Here is a 23,293-nt window from a genome sequence, read left to right on the forward strand (position 1 = left end):
GTCATGCTCCACCCATGGCAAGCGCGCGTTCGACAACGCTGTCGGCCAGATAGGCAGCGAAGATGGCGAAGAGATAAAGCAGCGAATAGGCGAACAGGGCCTTGGCCGGTTTCATGACGCGGTCATCGTCGGCCATGCCAAGCACTTTCCACGCGTACCAGGCAAAACCGACCCCGAGCAGCAGGGCGGCCACGCCATAGAAGGGCGTGGTGTAGCCGAGCAGCCACGGCAGCACGCCTACCGGGGCCAGCACCAGCGCATAGGCGAAGATCTGGCGGCGCGTCGAAGCGTGGCCGGCGACGTTGGGCATCATCGGAATACCGGCCTTGGCGTAGTCCTCGGATTTGAAAAGCGCCAGCGCCCAGAAATGCGGCGGCGTCCAAAGGAAGATGATCAGGAACAAGACAACGCTTTCGAGGCTGACCGTCCCGGTCACCGCGGCCCAGCCGATCACGGGCGGAATGGCACCGGCGGCCCCGCCGATGACGATGTTCTGCGGCGTCCAGCGCTTCAGCCACATCGTGTAGACGACGGCGTAGAAAAAGATGGTAAAGGCCAGCAGCGTCGCCGCCAGCCAGTTGACCAGCACGCCGAGCGTCATCACCGACAGCACCGACAGCACCAGCCCGAAGGTCAGCGCTTCGTGCGGCTGGATGCGACCGGCCGGGACCGGGCGGCTGGCGGTCCTGGTCATCACGGCATCGATGTCGGCATCGTACCACATGTTGAGCGCGCCGGAGGCGCCAGCACCTATCGCAATAGCCAGGATGGCGATCACCGCCAGCAGAGGGTTGATGGTCACGGGGGCGGCGACCAGGCCGACAAAGGCGGTGAACACCACCAGCGACATGACGCGCGGCTTCAGCAGCGCGAAGAAATCGCCCGCCGTCGCTTCCGACATGCGAAAGCCCGCTTCGTCAATCAATGGTCGTCGACAAGGGCCATGCGTACTTAAGTCCATCATCCGTTGGCCGAAACCGCCGGCGGACCGGCGGTTTCGTATTCGAGCGAACAGCCGCCTTACTTGATCTTCGGCAGCTGTTCCCACTGGTGGAAGGGCGGCGGCGAAGGCAGCTGCCATTCGAGCGTCGTTGCGCCCTCGCCCCATGGGTTGGCGCCGGCGATCCGCTTCTTCTGGAAGGCCTCGAACACGCCATAGAGGAAGATCAGGACGCCGACGGCCGAGATATACGAGCCGATGGACGACACATAGTTCCAGCCGGCAAACGCATCGGGGTAGTCGATGGTGCGGCGCGGCATGCCGGCGAGACCGAGGAAGTGCTGCGGGAAGAAGATCAGGTTCACGCCGACGAAGGTGACCCAGAAGTGGGTGTTGGCGATGACGGGCGAATACATGTAGCCGGTCATCTTCGGGAACCAGTAGTACCAGCCGGCGAAGATGGCGAACACCGCGCCCAGCGACAGCACGTAGTGGAAGTGGGCGATGACGAAATAGGTGTCATGCAGCGAGCGGTCGAGGCCGGCATTGGCCAGCTGGACGCCGGTGACGCCGCCGATGGTGAACAGGAAGATGAAGCCTAGCGCCCACAGCATCGGCGTCTTGAACGAGATCGACCCGCCCCACATCGTCGCGATCCAGGAGAAGATCTTCACGCCTGTCGGCACCGCGATGACCATGGTGGCGAAGACGAAATAGCGCTGCGTATCGAGCGACAGGCCGGTCGTGTACATGTGGTGCGCCCAGACGATGAAGCCGACGGCGCCGATCGCCACCATGGCGTAGGCCATGCCGAGATAACCGAACACCGGCTTCCTCGAGAAGGTCGAGATGACGTGGCTGATGATGCCGAAGCCCGGCAGGATCAGGATGTACACTTCAGGGTGACCGAAGAACCAGAACAGGTGCTGGAACAGGATCGGGTCGCCGCCGCCGTCGGGCGCAAAGAAGGTGGTGCCGAAATTGCGGTCGGTGAGCAGCATGGTGATGCCGCCGGCCAGAACCGGCAGCGACAGCAGGAGCAGGAAGGCGGTGATCAGCACCGACCAGGCAAACAGCGGCATCTTGTGCAGCGTCATGCCAGGCGCGCGCATGTTGAAGATGGTGGTGATGAAGTTGATGGCGCCGAGGATCGACGAGGCACCGGCAATGTGGATCGACAGGATCGCCAGATCCATGGCCGGCCCGGGCTGGCCCGAAGTCGACAACGGCGGATAAAGCGTCCAGCCGCCACCGACACCATAGGCACCCGGTGCGCTCGGCATGAACATCGAGGTGAGCAGCAGGATGAAGGCCGGCGGCAGCAGCCAGAAGGAGATGTTGTTCATGCGCGGGAACGCCATGTCGGGCGCGCCGATCATGATCGGGACCATCCAGTTGGCAAAACCGCCGATCAGCGCCGGCATGACCATGAAGAAGATCATGATCAGGGCGTGCGCGGTGGCGAAGGCATTGTACATGCTCTTGCCGCCGTCGATCGCGGCGTCACCGTTCATGCCGTAGACCATCTGCGCCAGACCGCTGAAGATCTGGATGCCAGGCTCCTGCAGTTCCATGCGGATGGCGACCGACAAGGCGCCGCCGATGATGCCGGCCATGATCGCGAAGATCAGGTAGAGCGTGCCGATGTCCTTGTGGTTGGTCGAATAAACCCAGCGCACCCAGCCGTGATAAGGCTTGTGGTCGTGCCCGTCGTGAGCTGCAGCGTCTGCCATGTTCCGCTCCGTTCCCTAAATCTTGCTAACCCGCGGCATCAGTTGCCGGCGGCCGCTACCTTGTTCTGGCCGTCGACCTCGGCCATCAGCGTCTTGTTGGCGCCGGGCAGATCGGTCTTGGCTGCCGCCAGCCAGGTCTTGAACTGCGCATCAGAGACGACGCGGATGGCGATCGGCATGAAGGCATGGTCCTTGCCGCAGAGCTGCGAGCACTGGCCGTAAAAAATACCTTCCTTCTCCGCCTTGAACCAGGTCTCGTTGGTGCGACCCGGAACGGCGTCGATCTTGATGCCGAACGACGGCATGGCGAAGGAGTGGATCACGTCGGTCGCGGTGACGAGCACGCGGGTCATGGTGTTGACCGGCACGACCAGCTCGTTGTCGACGGCCAGCAGGCGCGGGTAGACCTTGCGGTCCTCCTTGCCGGCAGCGGCGCGTTCGGCGTCCTGGAGGATCGCGGAGTTGAAAGAGAGCGTGTTGTCGGTCTGGTACTCGTAGTCCCAGTTCCACTGGTTGCCGGTCGCCTTGACGGTCAGCTTTGCTTCTTCCGGCGGCGTGTATTGCGCGGTCAGCAGCTGGAACGAGGGGATAGCGATGAGGAGCAGGATGACGACAGGTCCGATCGTCCAGATCAACTCGATCCACGTGTTGTGGCTGGTCTTGGACGGAACCGGGTTGGCGCTCGCGCGGAATCTGATGATGCAATAGGCGAGAAGAATCAGCACCAGGATGGTGATCGGGACGATGAACCACATTGTGTAGTTCCCGAACCACTCGATCTGCCGCATCATGTCGGTCGCCGGCGCCTGGAAGGTTGTCTCCCAGTTCTTGGGCTGGTCGGCATGGGCGGATGCGCCGGCGAAAAACGTGATAGCGGCACAAGCACTTAGAAACTTGGCACTTGCTGGAACCTTGGCGTTTGCCAGGAAATTTCTCATCGCCCTCATCGTCTCCCAGTTCCTCGCTGTGGTACCCACGAGAATAACGAACAATGCCGGGACGGGAATCCCGACAGTTTCAAGCTGGTTCAAACCATACTCTTTTTCCCTCCGCAAGAAAGGAGCGGACGAAACCGTGCGGCATTTTTGCGCGCAAGCCCGGATGTGCCTTTGGAGGCAGCCGCGGCAGCCCCGAATCGCCTACATTGAACCCACAGCGGCATTCCCGCGGCGCGCACGTGCCGAACGTCGCAATTCGGGCGAAATTGGCAGGGAAAAGCGCCGTATTGGCTTTTTCGGGGCAGACCTGGTGCGGTCTCGTCCTTTACTTGGCTTTGGCGCGGCTTAAAGTGCCGTGATTCGCAATGGAGCCGTCATGAATTACTGGCTTTCGAGAAACTCTCGGTTTTCGAGAAACTGGGCGAAGGTCATCTTTTTCGCCGCCCTGTCTGGCATCGGCTTGTCCGCGATCGTGTCCGGCACGGCGAACGCCGCGCAACCGAGCGGTACCGTTCGCTCGACGCATGGCGCATGGTCGATCATCTGCGACACGCCGGCCGGTGCCACCTCGGAACAATGCGTGATGATGCAGAACGTCGTCGCCGAGGACCGTCCGGAGATGGGACTGTCGGTCGTCGTGCTGCGCACCGCCGACAACAAGGCGGAGATCCTGCGCGTTCTGGCGCCGCTCGGCGTGCTTTTGCCCAACGGGCTTGGCCTCAATGTCGACGGCAAGGACATCGGTCGCGCCTATTTCGTGCGCTGTTTCCAGGACGGCTGCTATGCCGAGGTTATCCTCGAAAAGCCGCTTCTCGACACGCTGAAGACCGGCACGTCGGCCACCTTCATTGTCTTCCAGACCCCGGAAGAAGGCATCGGCATCCCGGTCGACCTCAAGGGTTTTGCCGACGGCTTCGCCGCCCTCCCCTGAAAGCCCGGCGACATCACCGGCTTCATCAACCAGAAGTGACGTCGACGGTCTGCTGGCAAACCGCTTTTGTCTTCACAATGCGGCTGAGCGATTGTCTCGGCGCACCTTCGCGCCTACATCGTGGCAAAGACCCATTCCTCCTGTGAACGGACGCGCCATGAACAGCCTGATCGGCCAATTCGACATTTCAGACGATCGCATCAAGCAGATCGTCGCCGAAACCATCAACGGCGCCGATGACGGCGAGCTGTTCCTCGAATACAGCGAGAGCGAAGCGCTGATGTTCGACAATGGCCGGCTGAAGACCGCCAACTTCAACACCGACCAAGGGTTTGGCCTGCGCGCGGTTGCCGGCGAAGCCAGCGGCTATGCCCATTCCAGCGATCTCTCCGAAGCTTCGCTGCTGCGCGCGGCCGATGCCGTTTCGACCGTCAAGGGCGGCTATTCCGGCACGCTTGCCGCCGCACCCGCCCGCACCAACCGCCATCTCTATGGCGAAGAGAACCCGATCCCCTCGCCCTCCTTCGAGGCCAAGGCAAAGCTCCTGCAGGAAATCGACGCCTGGCTGCGCGCCGAGGACCCGCGCGTGCGGCAGGTTTCGGCATCGCTCGCCGCATCCTGGCAGCATGTCGAGATCGTGCGCGCCGACGGCCAAATGGTGCGCGACATCCGCCCGCTTGTCCGCGTCAACGTCTCCGTCGTTGTCGGCAATGGCGACCGCCAGGAGAGCGGCTCCTACGGCATGGGCGGCCGCAAGGCGTTTGGCGAATTCCTGGTCGAGGACAGCTGGAAGCACGCCGCCAAGGAGGCGCTCAGGCAAGCTCTGGTCAATCTTGAGGCGATACCGGCGCCGGCCGGCACTTTCGACATCGTCTTGTCCAGCGGCTGGCCGGGCGTCATGCTGCACGAGGCCGTCGGCCATGGGCTGGAAGGCGATTTCAACCGCAAGAAGACCTCGGCCTTCGCCGGACTGCTCGGCCAGCAGGTCGCCGCCAAGGGGGTGACCGTCGTCGACGACGGCACGATGCCCGAGCGGCGCGGCTCGCTGACAGTCGACGACGAAGGCACGCCTTCGGCCCGCAATGTGCTGATCGAGGACGGCAAGCTGGTCGGCTACATGCAGGATCGCCAGAACGCCCGGCTGATGGGCATGAAGGCAACCGGCAACGGCCGCCGCGAAGGCTACGCACACCAGCCGATGCCGCGCATGACCAACACCTATATGACGGCGGGCGACATGGAGCCGGACGAAATCATCGCCTCGGTCAAGAACGGCATCTATGCCGTCTCCTTCGGTGGCGGCCAGGTCGACATCACCTCGGGCAAATTCGTGTTCGGCTGCACCGAGGCCTACATGATCGAGAACGGCAAGGTGACGCAGCCGATCAAGGGCGCGATGCTGATAGGCAACGGTCCGGACGCCATGCATCGCGTCTCGATGATCGGCAACGACATGAAGCTCGACACCGGCATCGGCATGTGCGGCAAGGCCGGACAGGGCGTGCCGGTCGGCGTCGGCCAGCCGCATCTGCGCATGAACCAGATGACGGTGGGCGGCACGCGGGTCTGAGCGAACGGCCCCGATGGCCGGGCTTATGCCTTGCCGATAGACCGGCGCGAAGTCGTGTAGAGAATCAGGAAGGCGATGACGCCACCGATCGCATATTTGACCCAAGCACTCAGGTAGTCGACGGTCCCGTCGTGGCCGGAGACATACAGCGCAGCTGCGACAAACGTCATGGCTGCGATGCCAAGTGCATAGGACGGCAATAGCCCGGTTCGAGCGATCTTTCGCAAAATCCAGGCGACGAGCGCACCCGAGAGCGCCATCATGAGAGTTGCGCCGGCGCTTACGTTATGCGGCGCCTGACATCGCGCTGCGGACATTTGGCGGGCTCCCAACAGTAGAGGTCGCGGACAGCGCGGTGGTGTCGTCCGCACTCGACCTCGCAAAGAAGGGAATGGATTTCGCAGATGCTCTGCATCTGGGGAAATCAGCTCATTGCGCTGGCTTTGCAACCTTTGATCGTAATTTCCTCAAGGCTGCAAAGACGGCGGGATATGACAGCTTGCAGGAAGCATGACAAAGGTCCGTCGCTGGCGCCCTGATGGTCGAGTCAGACCGAATGCGCCCGCTGATGCTTGCGTTTTCCAGTTTGAATTCCCGGCTGCACCTTGAAGTGAACACAATCGGCATTAGGAAATTGTTAGGTGTTTAACTGCCTGGGCTGCCGTTTCCGCACGAACGCAGTGCCGGCCTTCTGGTTGCGGTGGTGTTGGCAATGCGGCATTTCCCCGGCGTCCTGACCTCCTCTTTCCTGCTTGGCTTCGTTTCGTTGATTGGCGCGACATGGTTGCAAGCCAGTCCGGCGGCGGCACAGTCGACATTGTTCAAGTCGCGATCGACGCAATCTGCCGCAATTGGTGGAAGCACCAGCGTCCCCTACGGTTGGGTCGATTTCTGCCATCGCCGGCCAAAGGAGTGCAAGGTGCCCGCTCTGCCGGCCGCGAATATCAAGCTGACCGCGCAGAACCTACGCATCCTCAAGCGGATAAATCACAAGGCGAACAGCGCCATCAAACCCGTCAGCAATTTCGATCACTGGGGTACGATGGCGGATCACTGGGACTATCCGGTAGACGGTAAGGGCGACTGCAAGATCTACGCGCTCTACAAGCGCAAGCTTCTTCTGGCAGCGGGATTCCCCCGGCAAGCGTTGCTGATGACCGTGGTGCGCGACCTGGACAATGAAGGCCACACCATTCTGACGGTGAAAACCGACAAGGGTGATCTTGTCCTGGACAATCTGGTCAATGAGATCAGGCCCTGGAATGCGACGGGCTATTACTTCGTGAAACGTCAGTCGCAGCAGAACCCAAACACCTGGGTGTCGATCAACCAACGCGGCGGCACGTCGAAACGACTGTCGCCAAGTTCGTAGGGCCGAAGCCTCCAGGCTATCGCCGCTTCTTCGGCTTCTCCAGCAGTGCCACCGCTTCGACTTGCGGCGACCACAGGAACTGGTCGATCGGCGTCACGCTCTTCAAGGCGTAGCCGCCGTCGATGAGGATGCGCAGGTCGCGAGCCAGCGTCACCGGATTGCAGGATACCGCGGCAACGTAGGGAACATCCGAGCGGGCGATCTGCTTCGACTGGTCCTCGGCGCCGGCGCGCGGCGGGTCGAACACCACACCGTCGAACGCATTCAACTCCTTGAACGTCAGCGGCCGGCGGAACAGGTCGCGGCGTTCGCCCGTCACCCGCTTCAAGCCGGTGGCGAAGCGCGATCCACGGTCGAGCGCTGAAAGCGCTGCCGCATCGCCTTCCACCGCATGGACTTCCGACTTCGCGGCCAGGCGCAGAGCAAAGCTACCGCAACCGGCGAAAAGATCCGCCACCTTCTTGGCACGCTTCAGATGTCCGCCGACGATGTCGGCCATCGCCTGTTCGGCGGCCTCGGTTGCCTGCAGGAACGCGCCCGGGGGCAAGGCGACAGCGACGCTGCCGAACATGACCACCGGCTTTTTCGGCTCGATAATGATTTCGTCATCGATGGACAGCCTGGCAAAGCCCTGCGCCATGACGAAGTTAGCCGCGATCCGGCGCTGGTGCTCCCCGAGCTTGCCGGATTCGTGAACCGCGACATCGAGCCCCGAACCGGTCACGGTGACCGCCAGCCGGAACGATTTGGCGGTTGCGCAGACCAATTCGGCGAGCGCCTTCAAGCGATCGAGCGCGGCAACGATCTCCGGCAGCGAGATCGGGCATTCCGATATGGCGACGATCTCCGGCGACAGATGGCGATGGAAGCCGAGCAGCATGCCTGTCTCGGTGCGCCGGGCGGCAAGCACGACACGGCGGCGCGTCTGCGGTGCGCAGGCGACCAGGTCACCGATCTCGCAATCGATGCCCTTGCCCTTCAGGATGTGCGCCACTTTTTCGCGCTTCCACTGGCGATAGGCTTCGGCTTCGAAATGCTGGAGCGCGCAACCGCCGCATTCGGTGAAGTGGCGGCAGGCGGGATCGATGCGCAGCGGCGATGCTTCCAGCACCGCCATCAGCATGGCGCGATCCCTTTCGCGCGCGGCGGTGACCGTTTCACCGGGCAGTGTGAAGGGAATGAACAGATCGCCTGTCTCGGTCTCGGCGACACCGTCGCCCTGGGCGCCAAGTTTCCTGATGCTGAAGCGCGCGCTCATCGGTCCTTGATCCCACCGAGCAGGAATTCGCGATTGCCGTCGCCGCCATCGATCGGCGACAGATGCAGCCCCAGCGAGCGCCAGCCGGGAACGGAGTCCAGCCAATCCTGCAGCAGGCCGGCGACACGGGCGGCGTCGAAGGGATCCTTCAACAGACCACCCTTGCCGATCGCTTCCCTGCCGGCCTCGAATTGCGGCTTGACCAGAAACATGGCCTTTGCGCCAGCCTTGGCCAGACCAAGGGCCGGCGGCAGCGCCAGTTTCAGCGAGATGAAGCTGACGTCGGAGACGATGAAATCCGGAATACGCCCGCCGAGATCGGTGACGGCGAGGTCGCGGGCGTTCAGCCCTTCGATCACCGTCACACGCGGGTCGCCGCCGATATCAGGATGCATCTGGCCATGACCGACATCGACGGCGGTGACATGGGCCACGCCGCGCTCGAGCAACACCTGGGTGAAGCCGCCGGTCGAGGCGCCGATGTCGAGCGCTTCACGGCCGGCAGGATCGAGGCCGAAATGATCGAGCCCGCCGATCAGCTTGAGTGCCGCGCGCGACACATAGCCTTGCGCCGGATCATCGATGGTAACGTGACATTGCGGCAAAACGCTCTGGCCGGGCTTGCGCGCAATGAGGCCGTCGACGGTCACAGTGCCGCGCTCGACCGCGTCGCGGGCACGCGAGCGGCTGGCAAACAGCCCGCGCTGGACGAGCAGGTCGTCGAGCCGCTGGCGTGCGCTGGCTGGCAGAGGCGAATTCATCGGCCTTCATGGCGAAAGCCGACGACGATGGCAAGAGCGCCAGCTGGAAGCATTTCGTCTCCCGTTCCCATCATCACGCTCAGCATCTTGCACGGCGACGATGGTGAGGCGTCCCGTCCCGCCGACCATCCTTATGAATACCCATGCGTTACGCCCGTTGAGACGGATGACCGCCGAAGCATGAGGTCTCACCGCCTGCGGGTAAATACCAACAATCTAGAAAGCCTCATGATTTCTTAACCAATTTTCATCGCATTTGCTTGAGGACTTCAATGTTATGACCGCGACGACGGGAAAACCCGGATGAAGAGGCGGCAACTTTGGAAATGGCCAGCGACATCGTCTACAAGGTTCTTGACCGGATTTCTGGCGCCGGCCTGCTGGCGACCGGACTTCTGTTGCTGACTGCTTTGGCCAGTGCCCTGGTCGCCTATTGGCGCACGGTCGAGAAAAAGAGCTGGAAAGAGTTCTTCGAGTTCGCGGTCCCGCATGAGGTCATCACGCATCCTTCGGCGAAAGCCGACCTTTTGTTCTGGGTGACGCGGAAGGCGCTGATGCCATTCCTCATGCTGCCCGCCGGCGTCGTCTTCGTCAGCGCCGTCGGCTATGCGACGAACTGGTTGCTCTCCACGCTGCTGGCAATCCAGCCGCCTCTGATCGAGGGGCCGGCGGGGCCTGTGACGGTGACGATCTTCACCCTCACCATGCTGCTTGCCTACGACATTTCGTACTATCTCTATCATGTCGCCCAGCACCGCTACCCGGTGCTCTGGGAACTGCACAAGGTGCACCATTCGGCCGAGGTGATGGTCGGCATCACCAAGGATCGCGTCCACCCGCTCGACGAATTGATGAACCGGGCCTGGGACGGCGTCATTCCCGGCATCTGCGTCGGCATCTGGTCGCTGGTGTCGCTGAACCTGGTTGAACTGACGGTCTTCGGCGTCAACGTCTACATCATACGCAACATCCTGATGATGGATTTCGTCAGGCACACGCATTTCAAGATCTCGTTTGGGCCGTTGAACAATCTGATCCTGTGCCCACACTGGCATCAGTTGCACCACAGCACCGACCCGCGCCATTACGACAAGAACTTCGGGCTGCTCTTCTCGTTCTGGGATCGGCTCTTCGGAACTCTGTGCGTTCCGAAACCCGACGAGGACTTCAAGTTCGGTTTGATCGAACGCAACGTGCGCGACTACCAGTCGCTCGCAGGCCTCTATGTCATGCCGCTGCAGCGGATGTGGCGGCAGATCGCCAGACATTTCCGCGCCGACAAGCCCGAGCCACAGCAATCGCCGCAGGGGGGCAAGCCATGAACGGACCGGCCGTGTTTCGGATGCAGCAAGCGCACCGGATCGAAATTGCAACCTCGCCAGAGCGACTGGCAGAAATCGCGCCCGCCTGGGCAGCGCTCTGGCAACGCGCCGGCGGCCTCGTTTTCCAGCATCCCGACTGGATCTCGGCCTGGTGGCACACCACACCGCATCAGGACCGCCGCGGCCTCAGGATCGGCCTGGTCTGGAGCGGCGAGCGCCTCGAGGCGGTCATTGCGCTCGCGACCTTCTGGCGCTCGGGCATCCGTATGCTGGAATGGGCGGCGAAGGATCACTGCGACTATGGCGATGTCCTGCTTGCTCCCGATGCAGAGCCACAGATCCTGCCGCAACTCTGGCAACATATCCTCGACGATAGCGGCTTCGATCTTGCGTATCTCAATCGGCTGTTGCCCGATGCTCGATTCCGGACCCTGCTTGGTCCCGCCGCCCCAGGCCAGGGCAGCATCTTGCAGCCGAGCCACCGCAGCGAGGTCAGCTACCGAGTTTCCAGCGCCGGACAACGCGGCGCACAATGGTTTGAAAGCCAGTCGAAGAAAACCCGGCAAAACTATCGCCGTGGTTACAAATTCATGGAGGAAGGCGGCGCGCTGCGTTTCCGCCTGATGGATGCGCACGAAGCCCGCGAGCCGGTGCTGGAACGCGTCGCCGCGCTGAAACGGCTATGGCTCGCAAAACACGGCCGCGTTTCGGACCTGTTCGACGAAGGTTCCCCCGCGCTGCCGGCACTGATCTCCGTTCTGGCCGGGCTTGGGTTGCTGCGCATCTTCGTGCTCGAACGCGAAGACGAGATCATCGCCATATCGATCAATTTCGAGCAGCATGGAACCATGATGGCTTTCGTCACCACCTATGATCCGGCCTTCGAACGGGCCTCGCCGGGCATGGTCTTGATGATGGATTACATCCAGTGGTCGTTCGACAGGGGCTTGACCACGATCGATTTTCTCTGCGGCGGCGAGGATTTCAAGCGCCGCTTTGCGACGCATTCGGTGATCTTGTCGTCAGTGGTGGGTGGACGAAACCTGCGCGGACGCCTTGCCGCCCTGGCAGACCGCGCCCGCCACGCGGCGCAATCCTGGCGCCCCGAGAAACCGGCGCAACAAGCGGAGCTGGTGGCGGCGGAGTAGCAGTGCCGACGCCTTTAGATCACCCGCACAGCGGCAAAGCACGATGAAACGATCGGGCAATCCCGATCAGGGCTTGCTGGTCTCTAGCTCAGAATACGCTTCGCGAAACCGGGCGCTCGACGGCCGGAGACAACCCATCCGCACGCCCTCCCGACGCTTGCTCGCGTGAAGGCTCGATGGCAACCGCAGGTGCGGGAACGGGGGCCGGCAGAACCACCAGTTGCGGCACCTGCTTGAAGGAAAAGCCGCCGCGGATGTCGCCCATCTTGCCGGCGACGATGCCCATGGCCGCCTTTTCGAGGCTGCGATCATAGCGCGTTTCGGCTGTGGCCGGCGCGACGATGACGGCGCAAAGCGCTGCGCCGCACAGAAGCGTTTTCATTGTTGCTGTCTCCCTGCCTGATCACGATCTAGCAGGGCGCCGTTGAAAAACGGCCAAGAGACACGGTAAGCAAAGCGCCAAACGGCAGCGTAAACAACGCGTTAAGAACGTTGGCCGGCAAACTGATTCAAGTCACTGAGACTTTGATTCAGGCGCGCTGGGCGCGAACCGTATGCCCGAGCGCGACGAACACGGTGCGCACGATGCCGGCAGCATCGAGCCCGGCATCGGCATACATCTTTTCCGGCTTGGCGTGGTCGGTAAACACGTCGGGCAGCACCAGCGGGCGCACCTTCAGGCCGCTTTCCAGCAGGCCTTCATGGGCGAGGAACTGCAGCACATGGCTGGCGAAGCCGCCGACGGCGCCCTCCTCCACCGTCACCAGAACCTCATGCGAGCGGGCCAGCCGCCGGATCAGATCCTCGTCGAGCGGCTTGGCGAAACGGGCGTCGGCGACCGTGGTGGAGAGCCCGGCAGCCCCTAGCTCCTCGGCGGCGATCAGGCAATCCTGCAGCCGTGTGCCGAAGGACAGCAATGCTACCTTGGTGCCCTCCCTGACGATGCGGCCCTTGCCGACTTCGAGCACGGAGCCACGCTCCGGCATGTCGACGCCAACGCCATTGCCGCGCGGATAGCGAAAGGCGATCGGGCCGTCATCATAGCTTGCCGCGGTGCGTACCATGTGGCGCAGCTCCGCCTCGTCGGCCGCCGCCATCACCACGAAGCCCGGCAGTGTCGCCAGGAAGGTGGTGTCGAAGGCGCCGCAATGGGTGGCGCCATCGGCGCCGACGAAGCCGGCGCGGTCGATGGGAAAGCGCACCGGTAATTTCTGGATGGCGACGTCGTGGACGACCTGGTCGTAGGCGCGCTGCAGGAAGGTGGAATAGATGGCCGCGAACGGCTTGTAGCCTTCGGTGGCGAGGCCGGCGGCGAAGGTCACCGCGTGCTGTTCGGCGATGCCGACATCGAAGGTCCTCGACGGGAACGCTTCGCCGAACAGGTCGAGGCCGGTACCGCTCGGCATGGCTGCGGTGACGGCGACGATGCGGTCGTCCTCGCGGCCCTCCTGGACCAGGCTTTCGGCGAACACCTTGGTGTAGGCCGGTGCGTTGGCCGGCGCCTTGGCCTGCGCGCCGGTGATGACGTCGAACTTGTTGACGCCGTGATATTTGTCGGCGGCGGCTTCCGCCGGCGCATAGCCCTTGCCCTTCTGGGTGACGACATGGATGAGCACCGGGCCTTCGCCATTGTCTCGGACATTTTTCAGGACCGGGATCAGATGCTCCAGATTGTGGCCGTCGATCGGGCCGATGTGATAGAAGCCGAGTTCCTCGAACAGCGTGCCGCCGGTGACGTAGCCGCGTGCATGCTCGACCGCCCTTGTGATCGCACGATCCGCCCGCTTGCCGAGATAAGATGTCAGTTTTTTGCCGAAATCGCGCAGGCCGATATAGGCCTTGCCGGAGGCCAGCCGCGCCAGATAGGCGCTCATGGCGCCGGTTGGCGGCGCGATCGACATGTCGTTGTCGTTGAGAATGACGATCAGCCGTGCATCGAGCGCGCCGGCATTGTTCATCGCCTCGTAGGCCATGCCGGCAGACATGGCGCCGTCGCCGATGACGGCGATGACATTGTTGCGGCCGCCGGAGAGATCGCGGGCCGCGGCCATGCCGAGGCCGGCCGATATCGATGTCGAGGAGTGGGCAGCGCCGAAGGGATCGTACTCGCTCTCGGCGCGGCGGGTGAAGCCGGACAGGCCGCCTTCCTGGCGCAGCGTGCGGATACGGTCGCGGCGGCCGGTCAGGATCTTGTGCGGATAGGCCTGGTGGCCGACATCCCAGATCAGCCGATCATCGGGGGTGTTGAAGACATAGTGCAGCGCCACTGTCAGCTCGACCACGCCAAGGCCGGCGCCCAGATGACCACCCGTGCGGGATACCGCGTCGACCAGCTCGGCGCGAAGCTCGGACGCCAGTTGCGGCAGCTCACTCTCGGCAAGCATGCGCAGGTCGGCCGGGATGCGGGCCTTGTCGAGAAGCGGCGTATGCGGCGTTGCGTTCACGGTGCTCAGGCTTTCGGTTGATGGGCGAAATAGGCCGCCGGCCGGCGAAAGTAAATGCGTGTCAGTGACGCGGATCAGACTGTGGTCTTTTGCTTCTATGCAGGTCGTTTCCCCAAAACCGGGCCACTTTGGGCGACAGGCATCAGCTTTCCGGCAGCGGAATGAACTCTTCCTCGTCTCCTGGAACGATGTCGAAGCGGCCTGTCTTCCATTCCTCTTTCGCCTGTTCGATACGCTCTTTCGACGACGAGACGAAATTCCACCAGATGTAACGCTTCGAACCAAGAGAGGCGCCGCCGAACAGCATGAAATGCGCCCCGGTCTGCGACGACACGACGATCTCGTCACCGGGACGGAAGACCAGCAGCCGTTCGGCTGGGAACACATCGCCCGAAATCGAGACCTCGCCTTCCAGCGTGTAAATGGCGCGCTCTTCCGCATCGGCAGGGATTTTCACGCTGGCGCCGGGCGCCAGGCGCAGGTCGGCGTAGAGCGTCTCCGAATCGGCCCTGACCGGGGACCGTAATCCTTGGAAATCGCCGATGATGAGGCGCCCGTTGACGCCTTCGGCATCAATCTCGGGAAGCCTGAGCGCTCCTGTGTTCTCGAACACAGGAGCCACCTCTTCCTTGTCGTCCGGCAGCGCCAGCCATGTCTGCAGGCCGGATACCGACATCGGCGCGCCACGCAGTTCCTCCGGCGTACGCTCCGAATGGACGATGCCGCGGCCGGCGGTCATCAAATTCACGTCGCCGGGCTGAATGACCATTTCGGTGCCGAGGGAGTCGCGGTGCCGGATCTTGCCGTCGAACAGATAGGTGACCGTCGACAGTCCGATATGCGGATGCGGACGGACGTCCAGCGCCTGGCCGGCCCGCAGGATCGCGGGACCCATGCGGTCGAAGAAGATGAACGGACCGACCAACCGCCTTTTTGCCGTTGGCAGGGCACGGCGCACCTGAAAACCACCGATGTCCTTGGCGTTCGGAATGACCATCAATTCGATCTGATCGCTGGCGAACGCATCGCCCACCTCAGGGTCTTTCCCGGGGAAGAAGCTCATGGACTCTCCTTGTCGGTGGTCGAAGGCCGCCTGGCCGCATCAGGCAAAGCGGATGGCCGCCTTTGCCCGCAGCTTGGCCGCCACCTCTTCGCGATTGCGCGGATGCTGATGGGTTTCCAGGGAATCGAGCAGTTCGCGCGCCGAGGCCGCGATGGCGTCGACGGCATGATCGAAGGCGTGCTGGTTCTGCTTCGAGGGTCGCGTCGTTCCGCTCAGCTTGCGGACGAACTGAAGGGCCGCGTCGCGCACCTCGTCATTGGTTGCCGGCGGATCAAAATTGAACAGGGTCTTGATGTTTCTGCACATCGCTTCCGTATCTCCTCTTGTCCTTGAGCTGTTTCAATCGCAACGAGTTATATCCTCGATCATGATCATGTCCAAAAACCGGTGAGGCGAGGCCATCGTTCGGACCGGCCTCAATCCGCGTCGAGCGGCTCCGTTCCAACCGGCTTGCCGTCGCGCGACAGCCTGATCTTCTCGACCTTGTCCTCGGCGGCCTTCAGCAGCCGGTCGCAATGCGCCTTCAGCGCCTCGCCACGTTCATAGATCCTGATCGACTGGTCGAGCGGCACGTCGCCACGCTCCAGATCATCGACGATCTTCTCCAGCGCATCGAGTGCCTGCTCGAAGCTCATCGCCTTGACGTCTTCGTTGGTCTCACCAGCCATCGTTCATCCTTTCATCAGTCGCCCGACATGGGCGGCGACCGAAAATGCCAATCCCTGCAGATCGTAGCCGCCCTCGAGCAGGCTGACGAGCCGGTTGCCGCTGTGGCGTGCCGCGCGCTGCATCAGCTGGCCGGTCGCCCAATCGAAATCATCCTCGGTCAGATTGATCTCGGCCAGCGGATCGCGGTGGTGCGCGTCGAACCCGGCCGAAATGATGATCAGGTCGGGCGCGAAATTGTCGAGCGCGGGCAGGACGCGCGACAGGAAGGCATCGCGAAACACTTCGCTGCCGGTCTGCGGCGCCAGCGGTGCGTTGACGATGTTGCCGGCGCCCGTTTCGGTCTTCGCTCCGGTGCCGGGATAAAGCGGCATCTGGTGTGTCGAGCAATAGAGCACCGAGGGATCGTCCCAGAAAATATCCTGCGTGCCATTGCCGTGATGCACGTCCCAGTCGACGATGGCAACGCGCTCGACACCGTGTTTCTTCTGCGCATAACGCGCCGCGATCGCCGCCGTGTTGAACAGGCAGAAGCCCATGGCCGTGGTCTTTTCGGCATGATGGCCGGGCGGCCGGGCGGCGACGAAGACGTTGTCGGCGCGGCCCGAAAAGACATCATCGACGGCGGCGTTGGCGGCGCCGATCGCGGTGATCGCCGCTTGCCAGCTCTTCGGACTGGCAGTGGTGTCGGCATCGATGCGGGCAATCCCCTCGTCGGGAATGGCGGCGCGCACGCGGGCGACGAAATCGGCGGGATGCGCGTAGAGGATGGTGGCCTCGTCGCCTTCCGGCGCCTGGATACGATCGAGCCCGGCAAAGGCTTCCTCGTCGAGCACGCGCTCGATGGCACGCAGGCGGTCGGGCCGCTCGGGATGTCCGGGCGGCGTGAGATGCTCGAGGAAGATCGGATGCGTGTAGAGACGGGTGGTCATCGTCCTAATCTAGTGACCCGGATCGACAAAGGCCATGCACGGGCGGCCGATGACTGGGGAAAATCGCGCCTGCGTCCATTCGTGTCGCCGCAGGCATTGGCCTCGCCGGCGCTTCGGCGTAAAGTCCTTGGCACTGCCTGGTGCCCGCCGCAAGCGGGAGAATCGGGAACACGGTTGAATTCCGTGGCGTGCCCAACGCTGTGAGGGGGACCGCGCCGGTAAATGCCACTGTCGATGACGGGAAGGCACCGGACGCGGGTTGATCCCAAGCCAGAAGACCGGCCTGGCAGGCATCGTCATCCGCATGGTCGGGCGGGTGGCATCAGAGCGACGTGCGTCCATTTGGACGCACAAAGTACGCTCTGACCGTTTTGAATCTGCAATCGCAAGGGGACAAGCGATGCCGGAACATATGACCGCTGCCATTGACGATGGATTCGACCAGAATGCGCGCGATGCGGTCTATCGCGCCATGTTCACGCGGCGCGACGTGCGCAGCCATTTCCTGCCCACCGCGATCGATGACGACGTGCTGGCGCGGCTGCTGCTTGCCGCCCATCACGCGCCATCGGTCGGCTTCATGCAGCCATGGAATTTCATTGTCATTCGCGATGCCGGACGACGAGCGGAGGTGCGCGACCTGTTCCTGGCCGCGCGCGAGCAGGAACTGCCGGCGATCGAGGCGGAAAAACAGGCGCTGTACCGCAAGCTCAAGCTGGAAGGCATCTGCGAGAGCGCGCTCAACATCTGCATCACTTGCGACCGGCAGCGCTCGAAGGGTTCGCCGCTGGGACGCTGGCACAATCCGGAGATGGATCTCTACAGCACCGTCTGCGCGGTGCAGAATTTCTGGCTGGCCGCGCGTGCCGAGGGCGTTGGCGTCGGCTGGGTGAGCATCATCGAGGCTGAGGCGCTGAAGCGGCTGTTGGCCATTCCGGATCACGTAACGCCAATCGCCTATCTCTGCGTCGGCCGTGTTTCCGAGTTCGCTTCCAAACCGGACCTTGAAACGCATGGTTGGGGACGGCGGCTGCCGCTGCCGGAACTGATCATGAGCGAGACGTTTTCCGGGCAAGGCGAGACACAGCTCAAGTCCACCGTGGCGCGCCTCAACACCGTTTCTGCCTCACCAGACACCACCTGCCCGGCCGATCAGGGTGTGGCGCCGGCCGTACCCCAGCGCGAACCGCCGAAGGAGGCGAGCGCCTTGTCCTTGAGCTCCCTGAACTTCGACGACGCCTCGGCCAACCGGGCGTCCCAGGCCGGATCCGGCACCTGGCCCGCGATGGTCTTGAAATAGACCTGCATCAGGCAAGCGATGGCGAAAGGCTCGATGAAGGCCGCCTTGAATGCCCAGGCGAAGACGATGGCGAGCACGAAGGCCCAGCCGGCGAGCTGGCCGGGCATCAGGAACAGAATGGCGCCGGCAGGCGCCAGCATCATCAGAAAGATGACGAACGACACGCCCCACATGATGACCGCCAGCCAGACGGCGTTCTTGACCATGACCTTGCCGTTCTGGGCATAGAGCACGACGCCTTGGCGCGCCGTCTCGAAGGGTGAGGCTGAATTGATGCGGATGTTGTAACCGAGGATGATCTCGTCGACATAGGTCAGCGACAGGCGGATCACCGTGTTGATGAAGGAGACCAGGCCGCTCAGGCCCGGTATCGGCAGGAAGGCGGCGATACCGCCGAGCAGGCCGGTGATGGCGCGGATGGCACCCTTGACGAGCTGGTCGACGACGAAAAGGATATTGGCCTCGGCAAAACGCTGGGTGACGACATCCCTGGCGTAGGCGATCTGGTCCTGACCGCCGGGAATGTCGCGGCCGTCGATCAGATGAACCATGACGGCGATGTGGCCGGCCTTGACGATATAGAGGATGTATTCGCGGATCCAGTAGACCGCGATCGAGACGATGCCAAACCCGACCACGCCGCCCCACAGGGCAAAGGACATGGGCCCGTCGGGATCGGTGGAGATATGGCCGACGCCATAGCCGACCGAGGCACCGGTGCCGGTCGCCATGATGTAGGCCAGCGTGATGCCGAAATAGACGATCATACGAAAGACGATGAACGGCCAGGTCCGCATCATGATGGACACCGACCGGCCGATCTCGAAATCCCACATGTGCCCCTCCGCCTCAGAGATGGTGGAAGAGGATGAACTCAACCCGGCGATTGTCAATTGCCGGCCCTGGCACCACAGGGCGACGAATTCTGGGCAACGGTTTTCTTTCGCAGCCTTTCGCCGGCGCATTGTCTGACGGAGCATCAAACGAAAAACCCGCCTGTGCGGCGGGTCACCGGCGCAAATCAGCACCATGGACGAATATGTACCTTAGCTGAGGGCAGGTGTCAAGAAAAAATTCCTATCGGGAACAGCTGCCGGCACGAAAAGCTCCGGTGGGAACTTCAATTCGACTGCGGATCCGGCTTCTTGAGCAGGCCTTCGAGCAGTTGCTTGAACGCCGTCACCACCTTCTTGGACGTCGCTTCGGGGTCGTCCGAATTGGCGATCCGTTGCGCTGCCTGGCTGCTCGCTCCGTTGATCAGTCGCGAGGCCGTCTCGGGGTCGAGGCTCGAGACAACGACCCCCTCCTCCTGCAGCGCGGTCAGATGGTCGGTCATTGACACGATGCACGCACTGGCATTCGGCCATTGCGCTGGATCCCCCAGCACGGCCGGGCCATCCCGGAACATGATGCGCTGGATTTCCGGCTCCAGCGCCATCTCGATATAGGTCGAGCACTCGTCGACGAAATGCTGCCAGCGGGTCGGCGCTCTCGACGCGACCTCATTGATGCGCGCCGCCATTTCGCCGTCGATCTGGGCTATGACCGCCTGCAGCAGCCCCTTCTTGTCGCCGAAATGATGATAGAGCGCGCCGCGCGTCAGCCCGGCCGAAGCGGTGAAATCATCCATCGAGGCTTCCGCATAGCCTGTTGTGCCGAAGGCATGGCGGGCCGCCGCGATCAGCTTTGCGCGCGTCTCGGCGATCATCTCCTTGCGGGGTCTGTGCATGGCTTCTGGCCCTATTCACATACGTAACGTATGCCAATTGACATACGCGGCGTATGCTCTATTTAACAATCATACGCTTCGTATGTAATTGCCGAATCGTCCTTTGTCGAGGAACCACCCATGCAAAATCCCTATGCGGAAATCTTTCGTGCCCCCGGAACCAAGGGCTTTGCGGCCGCCGGATTCATGGCGCGCCTGCCGATCGCCATGGCGCCCATCGGCATCGTGGCGATGCTGTCGCAGACGCGTGGCGAATACTGGCTGGCCGGAGCCGTCTCGGCAACATACGCGCTGGCCAACGCTTTCGTTGCGCCGCAGATATCCAGACTGGTGGACCGCCTGGGCCAGACACGGATCGTCGTGCCCACCACCATCATCGCGGTGCTGGCTTTCGCCGTCCTGATAGCGGCGGCCAACCAGGACTGGCCGGTGTGGACGCTGTTCGTGTCGGCCTTACTGGCCGCGGCCATGCCAAGCATGCCGGCGATGGTGCGGGCGCGCTGGACAGAGATTTTCCGCGGACGGCCGCAGATGAACACCGCATTCGCCTTCGAGTCCGCGGCCGATGAACTGGTCTATATCGCCGGGGCATCGCTATCGGTCGGTCTCAGTGCTGCCCTGTTCCCGGAAGCCGGCGTTCTGGTGAGCACATTATTTCTCGCATTCGGATCAGCGGCCTTCATCCTGCAACGCTCGACGGAGCCGCAAGTGCGGCCGGTGGACCATGGCTCAAGCGGCTCGGCGATCCGCCTGCGGCCGGTTCAGATCATCACCTTCGCCCTGATCTTCATCGGCGCGACCTTCGCGACGACGGAAGTCAGCACCGTGGCGATCACCAAGGAGCTTGGCCAGCCCGGCGCCGCCAGCCTTGTCATCGGCGTTTATGCGCTGGGATCGTTCGTGCTCGGCATCATCGTCGGCGCGCTCAGCCTGAAGGCGCCGCTGCAACGCCAGTTGGCCATCGCAGTCGCCCTCGTCGCGCTCGGCACGCTGTTGCCGCTCACCGCCGACACCGTGCCACTGCTGGCGCTGACCGTGTTCATCAGCGGCGTGGCGATCTCGCCGACCTTCATCACCGCCTTCGGCCTGATCGAGCGGCATGTGCCGGAGGCGATGCTGACCGAAGGCATTACCTGGGTCATGACCGGCATCGGCATCGGCATGGCGCTCGGCTCGTTCGCGGCCGGCGCGGTGGTCGATGCGTTCGGTGCCCAGAACGGGTTCTGGGTCTCTGTGGCTTCAGGCACGATCGCGCTGGCCACGGTGCTGCTTGGCCAGCGCAGCCTTGCCACGGCTGAGTGCGAGACGGACGGATGCGAAGCAGCCGCGATTGCTGCGGAATAGTTCCGGCGCGCCCGGGCCTTAGGCCGGGCGCGCCGCTCTAGGCAGCCGGGCCTGAAATATTGACTCTTCTTGGGTGCGCCAATGCCAAAACTATCGTTGGCGCCCCGTGCAGAATCACCTCTTTTTCGAAGACGAAGCCACATTTCTCCAGCACCCGTCGCGAAGCCGGATTGGCGGGGCGGACGAGGCCGACAACCCGATCGGCACGCAAGGGGCCGAACGCGGTGCGCAGTGCTTCCGTCACCAATTCCGTGGCATAGCCATGTCCCCAGCTCGCCGGATGAAGATGATAGGACAGGTTCAGACCGTCGAAATCCGCCGATACCGTGACGCCGCCGAAGCCGACCAGCTTTTCATCCGCCTCGACCGCCCAGCGGCCAAAGCCGTGCTTGTGCCAATGACCGATGTCGCGCGTCAGCCGCGCGGCGCTCTGCTGGGCTGTATCCGGGACAGGGCCCGGACGATGCGCAACAAGTTCCCGGCGCGAAAAGAGATCGATCAGGAAATCCAGATCAGCCTCTTCTGGGCGGCGCAGCAAAAGCCGCTCGCTGCGCTGGCTGGAAGGCAGGGACGCATTCATCCGTCTTCTCCGGCAACCGGATCGACGGGAGGCTCAGAGGATCTCGGTCTTGGCGATGTGGATGCCAAAACCTTCAAGGCCGACATAGTGGCGTTCGCGCGAGGCGATCAGGTTGATCGAGGAGATGCCGAGATCCTTGAGTATCTGGGCGCCTAGCCCGATCTCGCGCCACTCGTTTTCACGGCGGCGCGCCTCTTCGTGATCCTCGCGGTCGCCGCTTGCCGGCCGCTTGCGCTCCTGATGCGCAACGCCGACGGAGCCTTCTCTGAGATAGACGATGACACCGCGCCTGCGCTCGCCCATTGTCTTCATGATGGCGTCGAGCCGGTGGCTGGTGCCGAAGACATCGGTCACCACATCCTCCGAATGCAGACGCACCGGCACGTCCTCGCCGTCACGAATGTCGCCGAAGACGATGGCGACGTGATGCATGGAGTCCCACGGCAGCGTGTAGGTGAAGACCTGTGCCTTGCCGCCGAGCGTGTCGATTTCCGAGCAGGCGACGCGTTCGACCAGCGTTTCCTTGCGCTGCCGGTAGGCGATGAGGTCGGCGACCGAAACCTGCTTGAGGCCATGCTCCTCGGCGAAAGCCTGCACCTGCGGACCGCGCTTGACGGTGCCGTCATCATTGACCAGCTCGGAAATGACGCCAACCGGCGGCAGGCCGGCGAGCTTGCACAGATCGACCGCTGCTTCGGTATGGCCTGAGCGCATCAGCACGCCGCCTTCGCGCGCGATCAGCGGGAAGATGTGGCCGGGGCGGACGAAATCCGAGCCACCGACATTGCCGTTGGCAAGATTGCGAACGGTCAAAGTGCGATCTTCGGCCGAGATGCCGGTCGTGGTGCCATGCTTGAAATCGACACTGACGGTGAAAGCGGTGGTGTGGGCGGAATCGTTGTCGGCGACCATGGGGGCAAGGTTCAGCCGCTTGGCTTCTTCGCGCGGCATCGGCGTACAGACGATGCCGGAGGTGTGGCGAACGATGAACGCCATCTTTTCGGGCGTGCAGTGGACAGCGGCGACGATCAGGTCGCCCTCGTTCTCGCGCCCGTCATCATCCATGACGACGACGATCTCGCCGCGTTCGAAAGCACGCAGGGCTTCGACGATTTTCTTCTGGTCGTAAGGCATAAGTGCTCGCTTTGCTCGCAGGGGAATAAGGGAGTAGGGCAGTAAGGGAGTAGGGAAAAGCAAAAAGATTTGGCCGGCCGGGCTAAGAGCGCAACATATTCCCCTATTCCCCTATTCCCCTATTCCCC

General features: G+C 62.9%; 23 protein-coding genes, 1 pseudogene and 1 riboswitch. Of the genes and pseudogenes, 8 read left to right on the plus strand and 16 right to left on the minus strand.

Features of this window, described 5'->3' with window-relative positions:
- Position 1: 1 nt before the first annotated feature.
- Genes EOC83_RS23145 through coxB form a run of 3 tightly spaced genes read right to left on the minus strand, consistent with a single transcriptional unit; the run spans position 2 to position 3,728 of the window.
- A complete protein-coding gene (locus EOC83_RS23145; RefSeq protein ID WP_127224168.1) occupies positions 2–961 on the minus strand; it encodes a heme o synthase in 960 nt (319 codons plus the stop codon).
- A gap of 59 nt (positions 962–1,020) precedes the next feature.
- Positions 1,021–2,673 carry a cytochrome c oxidase subunit I gene (gene ctaD / locus EOC83_RS23150; RefSeq protein ID WP_013532779.1) on the minus strand — a complete coding sequence of 551 codons (1,653 nt, stop codon included), beginning with the start codon at positions 2,671–2,673 and terminating at the stop codon, positions 1,021–1,023.
- Between the two features lie 38 nt (positions 2,674–2,711).
- Entirely contained in the window at positions 2,712–3,728 is a 1,017-nt protein-coding gene (gene coxB / locus EOC83_RS23155) for a cytochrome c oxidase subunit II (protein ID WP_032809847.1), read from the minus strand.
- Between the two features lie 259 nt (positions 3,729–3,987).
- Here coxB and EOC83_RS23160 point away from each other — a divergent pair, with 259 nt between their 5' ends.
- Entirely contained in the window at positions 3,988–4,542 is a 555-nt protein-coding gene (locus tag EOC83_RS23160; RefSeq protein WP_013532781.1) for an invasion associated locus B family protein, read from the plus strand.
- Between the two features lie 157 nt (positions 4,543–4,699).
- Positions 4,700–6,112, plus strand: coding sequence for a metalloprotease TldD (gene tldD / locus EOC83_RS23165; RefSeq protein WP_024503610.1), 1,413 nt, complete (start codon positions 4,700–4,702; stop codon positions 6,110–6,112).
- 23 nt (positions 6,113–6,135) lie between these two features.
- Here tldD and EOC83_RS23170 read toward each other — a convergent pair whose 3' ends face one another.
- Positions 6,136–6,429, minus strand: a complete 294-nt coding sequence (locus EOC83_RS23170) for a hypothetical protein (protein ID WP_063167679.1) — start codon at positions 6,427–6,429, stop codon at positions 6,136–6,138.
- A gap of 41 nt (positions 6,430–6,470) precedes the next feature.
- Here EOC83_RS23170 and EOC83_RS23175 point away from each other — a divergent pair, with 41 nt between their 5' ends.
- Both EOC83_RS23175 and EOC83_RS23180 read left to right on the plus strand, forming a co-directional pair.
- On the plus strand, positions 6,471–6,626 hold the full coding sequence (locus EOC83_RS23175; RefSeq protein WP_244514273.1) for a hypothetical protein: 156 nt from the start codon (positions 6,471–6,473) through the stop codon (positions 6,624–6,626).
- A 198-nt stretch (positions 6,627–6,824) separates the two neighbouring features.
- Positions 6,825–7,484, plus strand: coding sequence for a transglutaminase-like cysteine peptidase (locus EOC83_RS23180; RefSeq protein ID WP_063167678.1), 660 nt, complete (start codon positions 6,825–6,827; stop codon positions 7,482–7,484).
- Positions 7,485–7,500: 16 nt separating this feature from the next.
- On the opposite strand, the gene EOC83_RS23185 is transcribed toward EOC83_RS23180, so the two are convergent.
- Entirely contained in the window at positions 7,501–8,742 is a 1,242-nt protein-coding gene (locus EOC83_RS23185) for a class I SAM-dependent RNA methyltransferase (RefSeq protein WP_063167677.1), read from the minus strand.
- Positions 8,739–9,503, minus strand: a complete 765-nt coding sequence (locus EOC83_RS23190; RefSeq protein WP_063167676.1) for a TlyA family RNA methyltransferase — start codon at positions 9,501–9,503, stop codon at positions 8,739–8,741. The genes EOC83_RS23185 and EOC83_RS23190 overlap by 4 nt, the downstream gene beginning before the upstream one ends.
- Before the next feature lie 326 nt (positions 9,504–9,829).
- Here EOC83_RS23190 and EOC83_RS23195 point away from each other — a divergent pair, with 326 nt between their 5' ends.
- Complete coding sequence (locus EOC83_RS23195; RefSeq protein WP_063167675.1) at positions 9,830–10,825, plus strand: sterol desaturase family protein; 996 nt, start codon at positions 9,830–9,832, stop codon at positions 10,823–10,825.
- On the plus strand, positions 10,822–11,973 hold the full coding sequence (locus EOC83_RS23200) for a GNAT family N-acetyltransferase (protein ID WP_063167674.1): 1,152 nt from the start codon (positions 10,822–10,824) through the stop codon (positions 11,971–11,973). Before EOC83_RS23195 ends, EOC83_RS23200 begins: the two co-directional genes overlap by 4 nt.
- Positions 11,974–12,061: 88 nt before the next feature.
- On the opposite strand, the gene EOC83_RS23205 is transcribed toward EOC83_RS23200, so the two are convergent.
- The 6 genes from EOC83_RS23205 to EOC83_RS23230 form a co-directional block, all read right to left on the minus strand.
- Positions 12,062–12,355, minus strand: coding sequence for a hypothetical protein (locus tag EOC83_RS23205; protein ID WP_024503606.1), 294 nt, complete (start codon positions 12,353–12,355; stop codon positions 12,062–12,064).
- Positions 12,356–12,503: 148 nt separating this feature from the next.
- Positions 12,504–14,417 carry a 1-deoxy-D-xylulose-5-phosphate synthase gene (dxs, locus tag EOC83_RS23210; RefSeq protein WP_063167673.1) on the minus strand — a complete coding sequence of 638 codons (1,914 nt, stop codon included), beginning with the start codon at positions 14,415–14,417 and terminating at the stop codon, positions 12,504–12,506.
- A 142-nt stretch (positions 14,418–14,559) separates the two neighbouring features.
- The gene (locus EOC83_RS23215) at positions 14,560–15,480 is read right to left on the minus strand and encodes a pirin family protein (protein ID WP_063167672.1); all 921 of its coding nucleotides are present in this window, start codon (positions 15,478–15,480) and stop codon (positions 14,560–14,562) included.
- A 39-nt stretch (positions 15,481–15,519) separates the two neighbouring features.
- Positions 15,520–15,786, minus strand: coding sequence for a DUF2277 domain-containing protein (locus tag EOC83_RS23220; RefSeq protein ID WP_013532791.1), 267 nt, complete (start codon positions 15,784–15,786; stop codon positions 15,520–15,522).
- 110 nt (positions 15,787–15,896) lie between these two features.
- Positions 15,897–16,148, minus strand: coding sequence for an exodeoxyribonuclease VII small subunit (locus EOC83_RS23225; protein WP_013532792.1), 252 nt, complete (start codon positions 16,146–16,148; stop codon positions 15,897–15,899).
- A 3-nt stretch (positions 16,149–16,151) separates the two neighbouring features.
- The gene (locus EOC83_RS23230) at positions 16,152–17,078 is read right to left on the minus strand and encodes a histone deacetylase family protein (RefSeq protein ID WP_063167671.1); all 927 of its coding nucleotides are present in this window, start codon (positions 17,076–17,078) and stop codon (positions 16,152–16,154) included.
- Between the two features lie 121 nt (positions 17,079–17,199).
- Positions 17,200–17,380: riboswitch (cobalamin riboswitch) on the plus strand.
- A 110-nt stretch (positions 17,381–17,490) separates the two neighbouring features.
- Between EOC83_RS23230 and bluB the strand changes: the two are divergent.
- Positions 17,491–18,108: pseudogene (bluB, locus tag EOC83_RS33300) on the plus strand (5,6-dimethylbenzimidazole synthase); the annotation flags it as partial.
- A gap of 122 nt (positions 18,109–18,230) precedes the next feature.
- Here bluB and EOC83_RS23240 read toward each other — a convergent pair.
- Together EOC83_RS23240 and EOC83_RS23245 are read right to left on the minus strand one after the other, a co-directional pair.
- Positions 18,231–19,214 (minus strand): hypothetical protein, encoded by a 984-nt coding sequence (locus tag EOC83_RS23240; protein WP_063167669.1) that lies wholly within the window; start codon positions 19,212–19,214, stop codon positions 18,231–18,233.
- Between the two features lie 284 nt (positions 19,215–19,498).
- Positions 19,499–20,107, minus strand: a complete 609-nt coding sequence (locus tag EOC83_RS23245; protein WP_013532796.1) for a TetR/AcrR family transcriptional regulator — start codon at positions 20,105–20,107, stop codon at positions 19,499–19,501.
- A 120-nt stretch (positions 20,108–20,227) separates the two neighbouring features.
- Between EOC83_RS23245 and EOC83_RS23250 the strand changes: the two genes are divergently transcribed.
- Positions 20,228–21,451 carry an MFS transporter gene (locus EOC83_RS23250; RefSeq protein WP_063167668.1) on the plus strand — a complete coding sequence of 408 codons (1,224 nt, stop codon included), beginning with the start codon at positions 20,228–20,230 and terminating at the stop codon, positions 21,449–21,451.
- A 37-nt stretch (positions 21,452–21,488) separates the two neighbouring features.
- On the opposite strand, the gene EOC83_RS23255 is transcribed toward EOC83_RS23250, so the two are convergent.
- Together EOC83_RS23255 and ribB are read right to left on the minus strand one after the other, a co-directional pair.
- Positions 21,489–22,031, minus strand: a complete 543-nt coding sequence (locus EOC83_RS23255; RefSeq protein ID WP_063167667.1) for a GNAT family N-acetyltransferase — start codon at positions 22,029–22,031, stop codon at positions 21,489–21,491.
- A 33-nt stretch (positions 22,032–22,064) separates the two neighbouring features.
- Positions 22,065–23,165, minus strand: coding sequence for a 3,4-dihydroxy-2-butanone-4-phosphate synthase (gene ribB / locus EOC83_RS23260; RefSeq protein ID WP_013532799.1), 1,101 nt, complete (start codon positions 23,163–23,165; stop codon positions 22,065–22,067).
- Positions 23,166–23,293: the final 128 nt, after the last annotated feature.

Source organism: Mesorhizobium sp. Primo-A (genome assembly GCF_003997175.1).
Classification (GTDB): Bacteria; Pseudomonadota; Alphaproteobacteria; order Rhizobiales; family Rhizobiaceae; genus Mesorhizobium; species Mesorhizobium ciceri.

Excerpts from the sequence above, each read along its gene's own strand:
- EOC83_RS23145 (WP_127224168.1), bottom strand. The coding sequence starts at position 961 with ATGGACTTAAGTACGCATGGCCCTTGTCGACGACCATTGATTGACGAA.
- ctaD (WP_013532779.1), bottom strand. The coding sequence starts at position 2,673 with ATGGCAGACGCTGCAGCTCACGACGGGCACGACCACAAGCCTTATCAC.
- EOC83_RS23160 (WP_013532781.1), top strand. The coding sequence starts at position 3,988 with ATGAATTACTGGCTTTCGAGAAACTCTCGGTTTTCGAGAAACTGGGCG.
- tldD (WP_024503610.1), top strand. The coding sequence starts at position 4,700 with ATGAACAGCCTGATCGGCCAATTCGACATTTCAGACGATCGCATCAAG.
- EOC83_RS23170 (WP_063167679.1), bottom strand. The coding sequence starts at position 6,429 with ATGTCCGCAGCGCGATGTCAGGCGCCGCATAACGTAAGCGCCGGCGCA.
- EOC83_RS23180 (WP_063167678.1), top strand. The coding sequence starts at position 6,825 with ATGCGGCATTTCCCCGGCGTCCTGACCTCCTCTTTCCTGCTTGGCTTC.
- EOC83_RS23185 (WP_063167677.1), bottom strand. The coding sequence starts at position 8,742 with ATGAGCGCGCGCTTCAGCATCAGGAAACTTGGCGCCCAGGGCGACGGT.
- EOC83_RS23190 (WP_063167676.1), bottom strand. The coding sequence starts at position 9,503 with ATGAATTCGCCTCTGCCAGCCAGCGCACGCCAGCGGCTCGACGACCTG.
- EOC83_RS23195 (WP_063167675.1), top strand. The coding sequence starts at position 9,830 with ATGGCCAGCGACATCGTCTACAAGGTTCTTGACCGGATTTCTGGCGCC.
- EOC83_RS23200 (WP_063167674.1), top strand. The coding sequence starts at position 10,822 with ATGAACGGACCGGCCGTGTTTCGGATGCAGCAAGCGCACCGGATCGAA.
- EOC83_RS23205 (WP_024503606.1), bottom strand. The coding sequence starts at position 12,355 with ATGAAAACGCTTCTGTGCGGCGCAGCGCTTTGCGCCGTCATCGTCGCG.
- EOC83_RS23215 (WP_063167672.1), bottom strand. The coding sequence starts at position 15,480 with ATGAGCTTCTTCCCCGGGAAAGACCCTGAGGTGGGCGATGCGTTCGCC.
- EOC83_RS23220 (WP_013532791.1), bottom strand. The coding sequence starts at position 15,786 with ATGTGCAGAAACATCAAGACCCTGTTCAATTTTGATCCGCCGGCAACC.
- EOC83_RS23225 (WP_013532792.1), bottom strand. The coding sequence starts at position 16,148 with ATGGCTGGTGAGACCAACGAAGACGTCAAGGCGATGAGCTTCGAGCAG.
- EOC83_RS23230 (WP_063167671.1), bottom strand. The coding sequence starts at position 17,078 with ATGACCACCCGTCTCTACACGCATCCGATCTTCCTCGAGCATCTCACG.
- EOC83_RS23240 (WP_063167669.1), bottom strand. The coding sequence starts at position 19,214 with ATGTGGGATTTCGAGATCGGCCGGTCGGTGTCCATCATGATGCGGACC.
- EOC83_RS23245 (WP_013532796.1), bottom strand. The coding sequence starts at position 20,107 with ATGCACAGACCCCGCAAGGAGATGATCGCCGAGACGCGCGCAAAGCTG.
- EOC83_RS23250 (WP_063167668.1), top strand. The coding sequence starts at position 20,228 with ATGCAAAATCCCTATGCGGAAATCTTTCGTGCCCCCGGAACCAAGGGC.
- EOC83_RS23255 (WP_063167667.1), bottom strand. The coding sequence starts at position 22,031 with ATGAATGCGTCCCTGCCTTCCAGCCAGCGCAGCGAGCGGCTTTTGCTG.
- ribB (WP_013532799.1), bottom strand. The coding sequence starts at position 23,165 with ATGCCTTACGACCAGAAGAAAATCGTCGAAGCCCTGCGTGCTTTCGAA.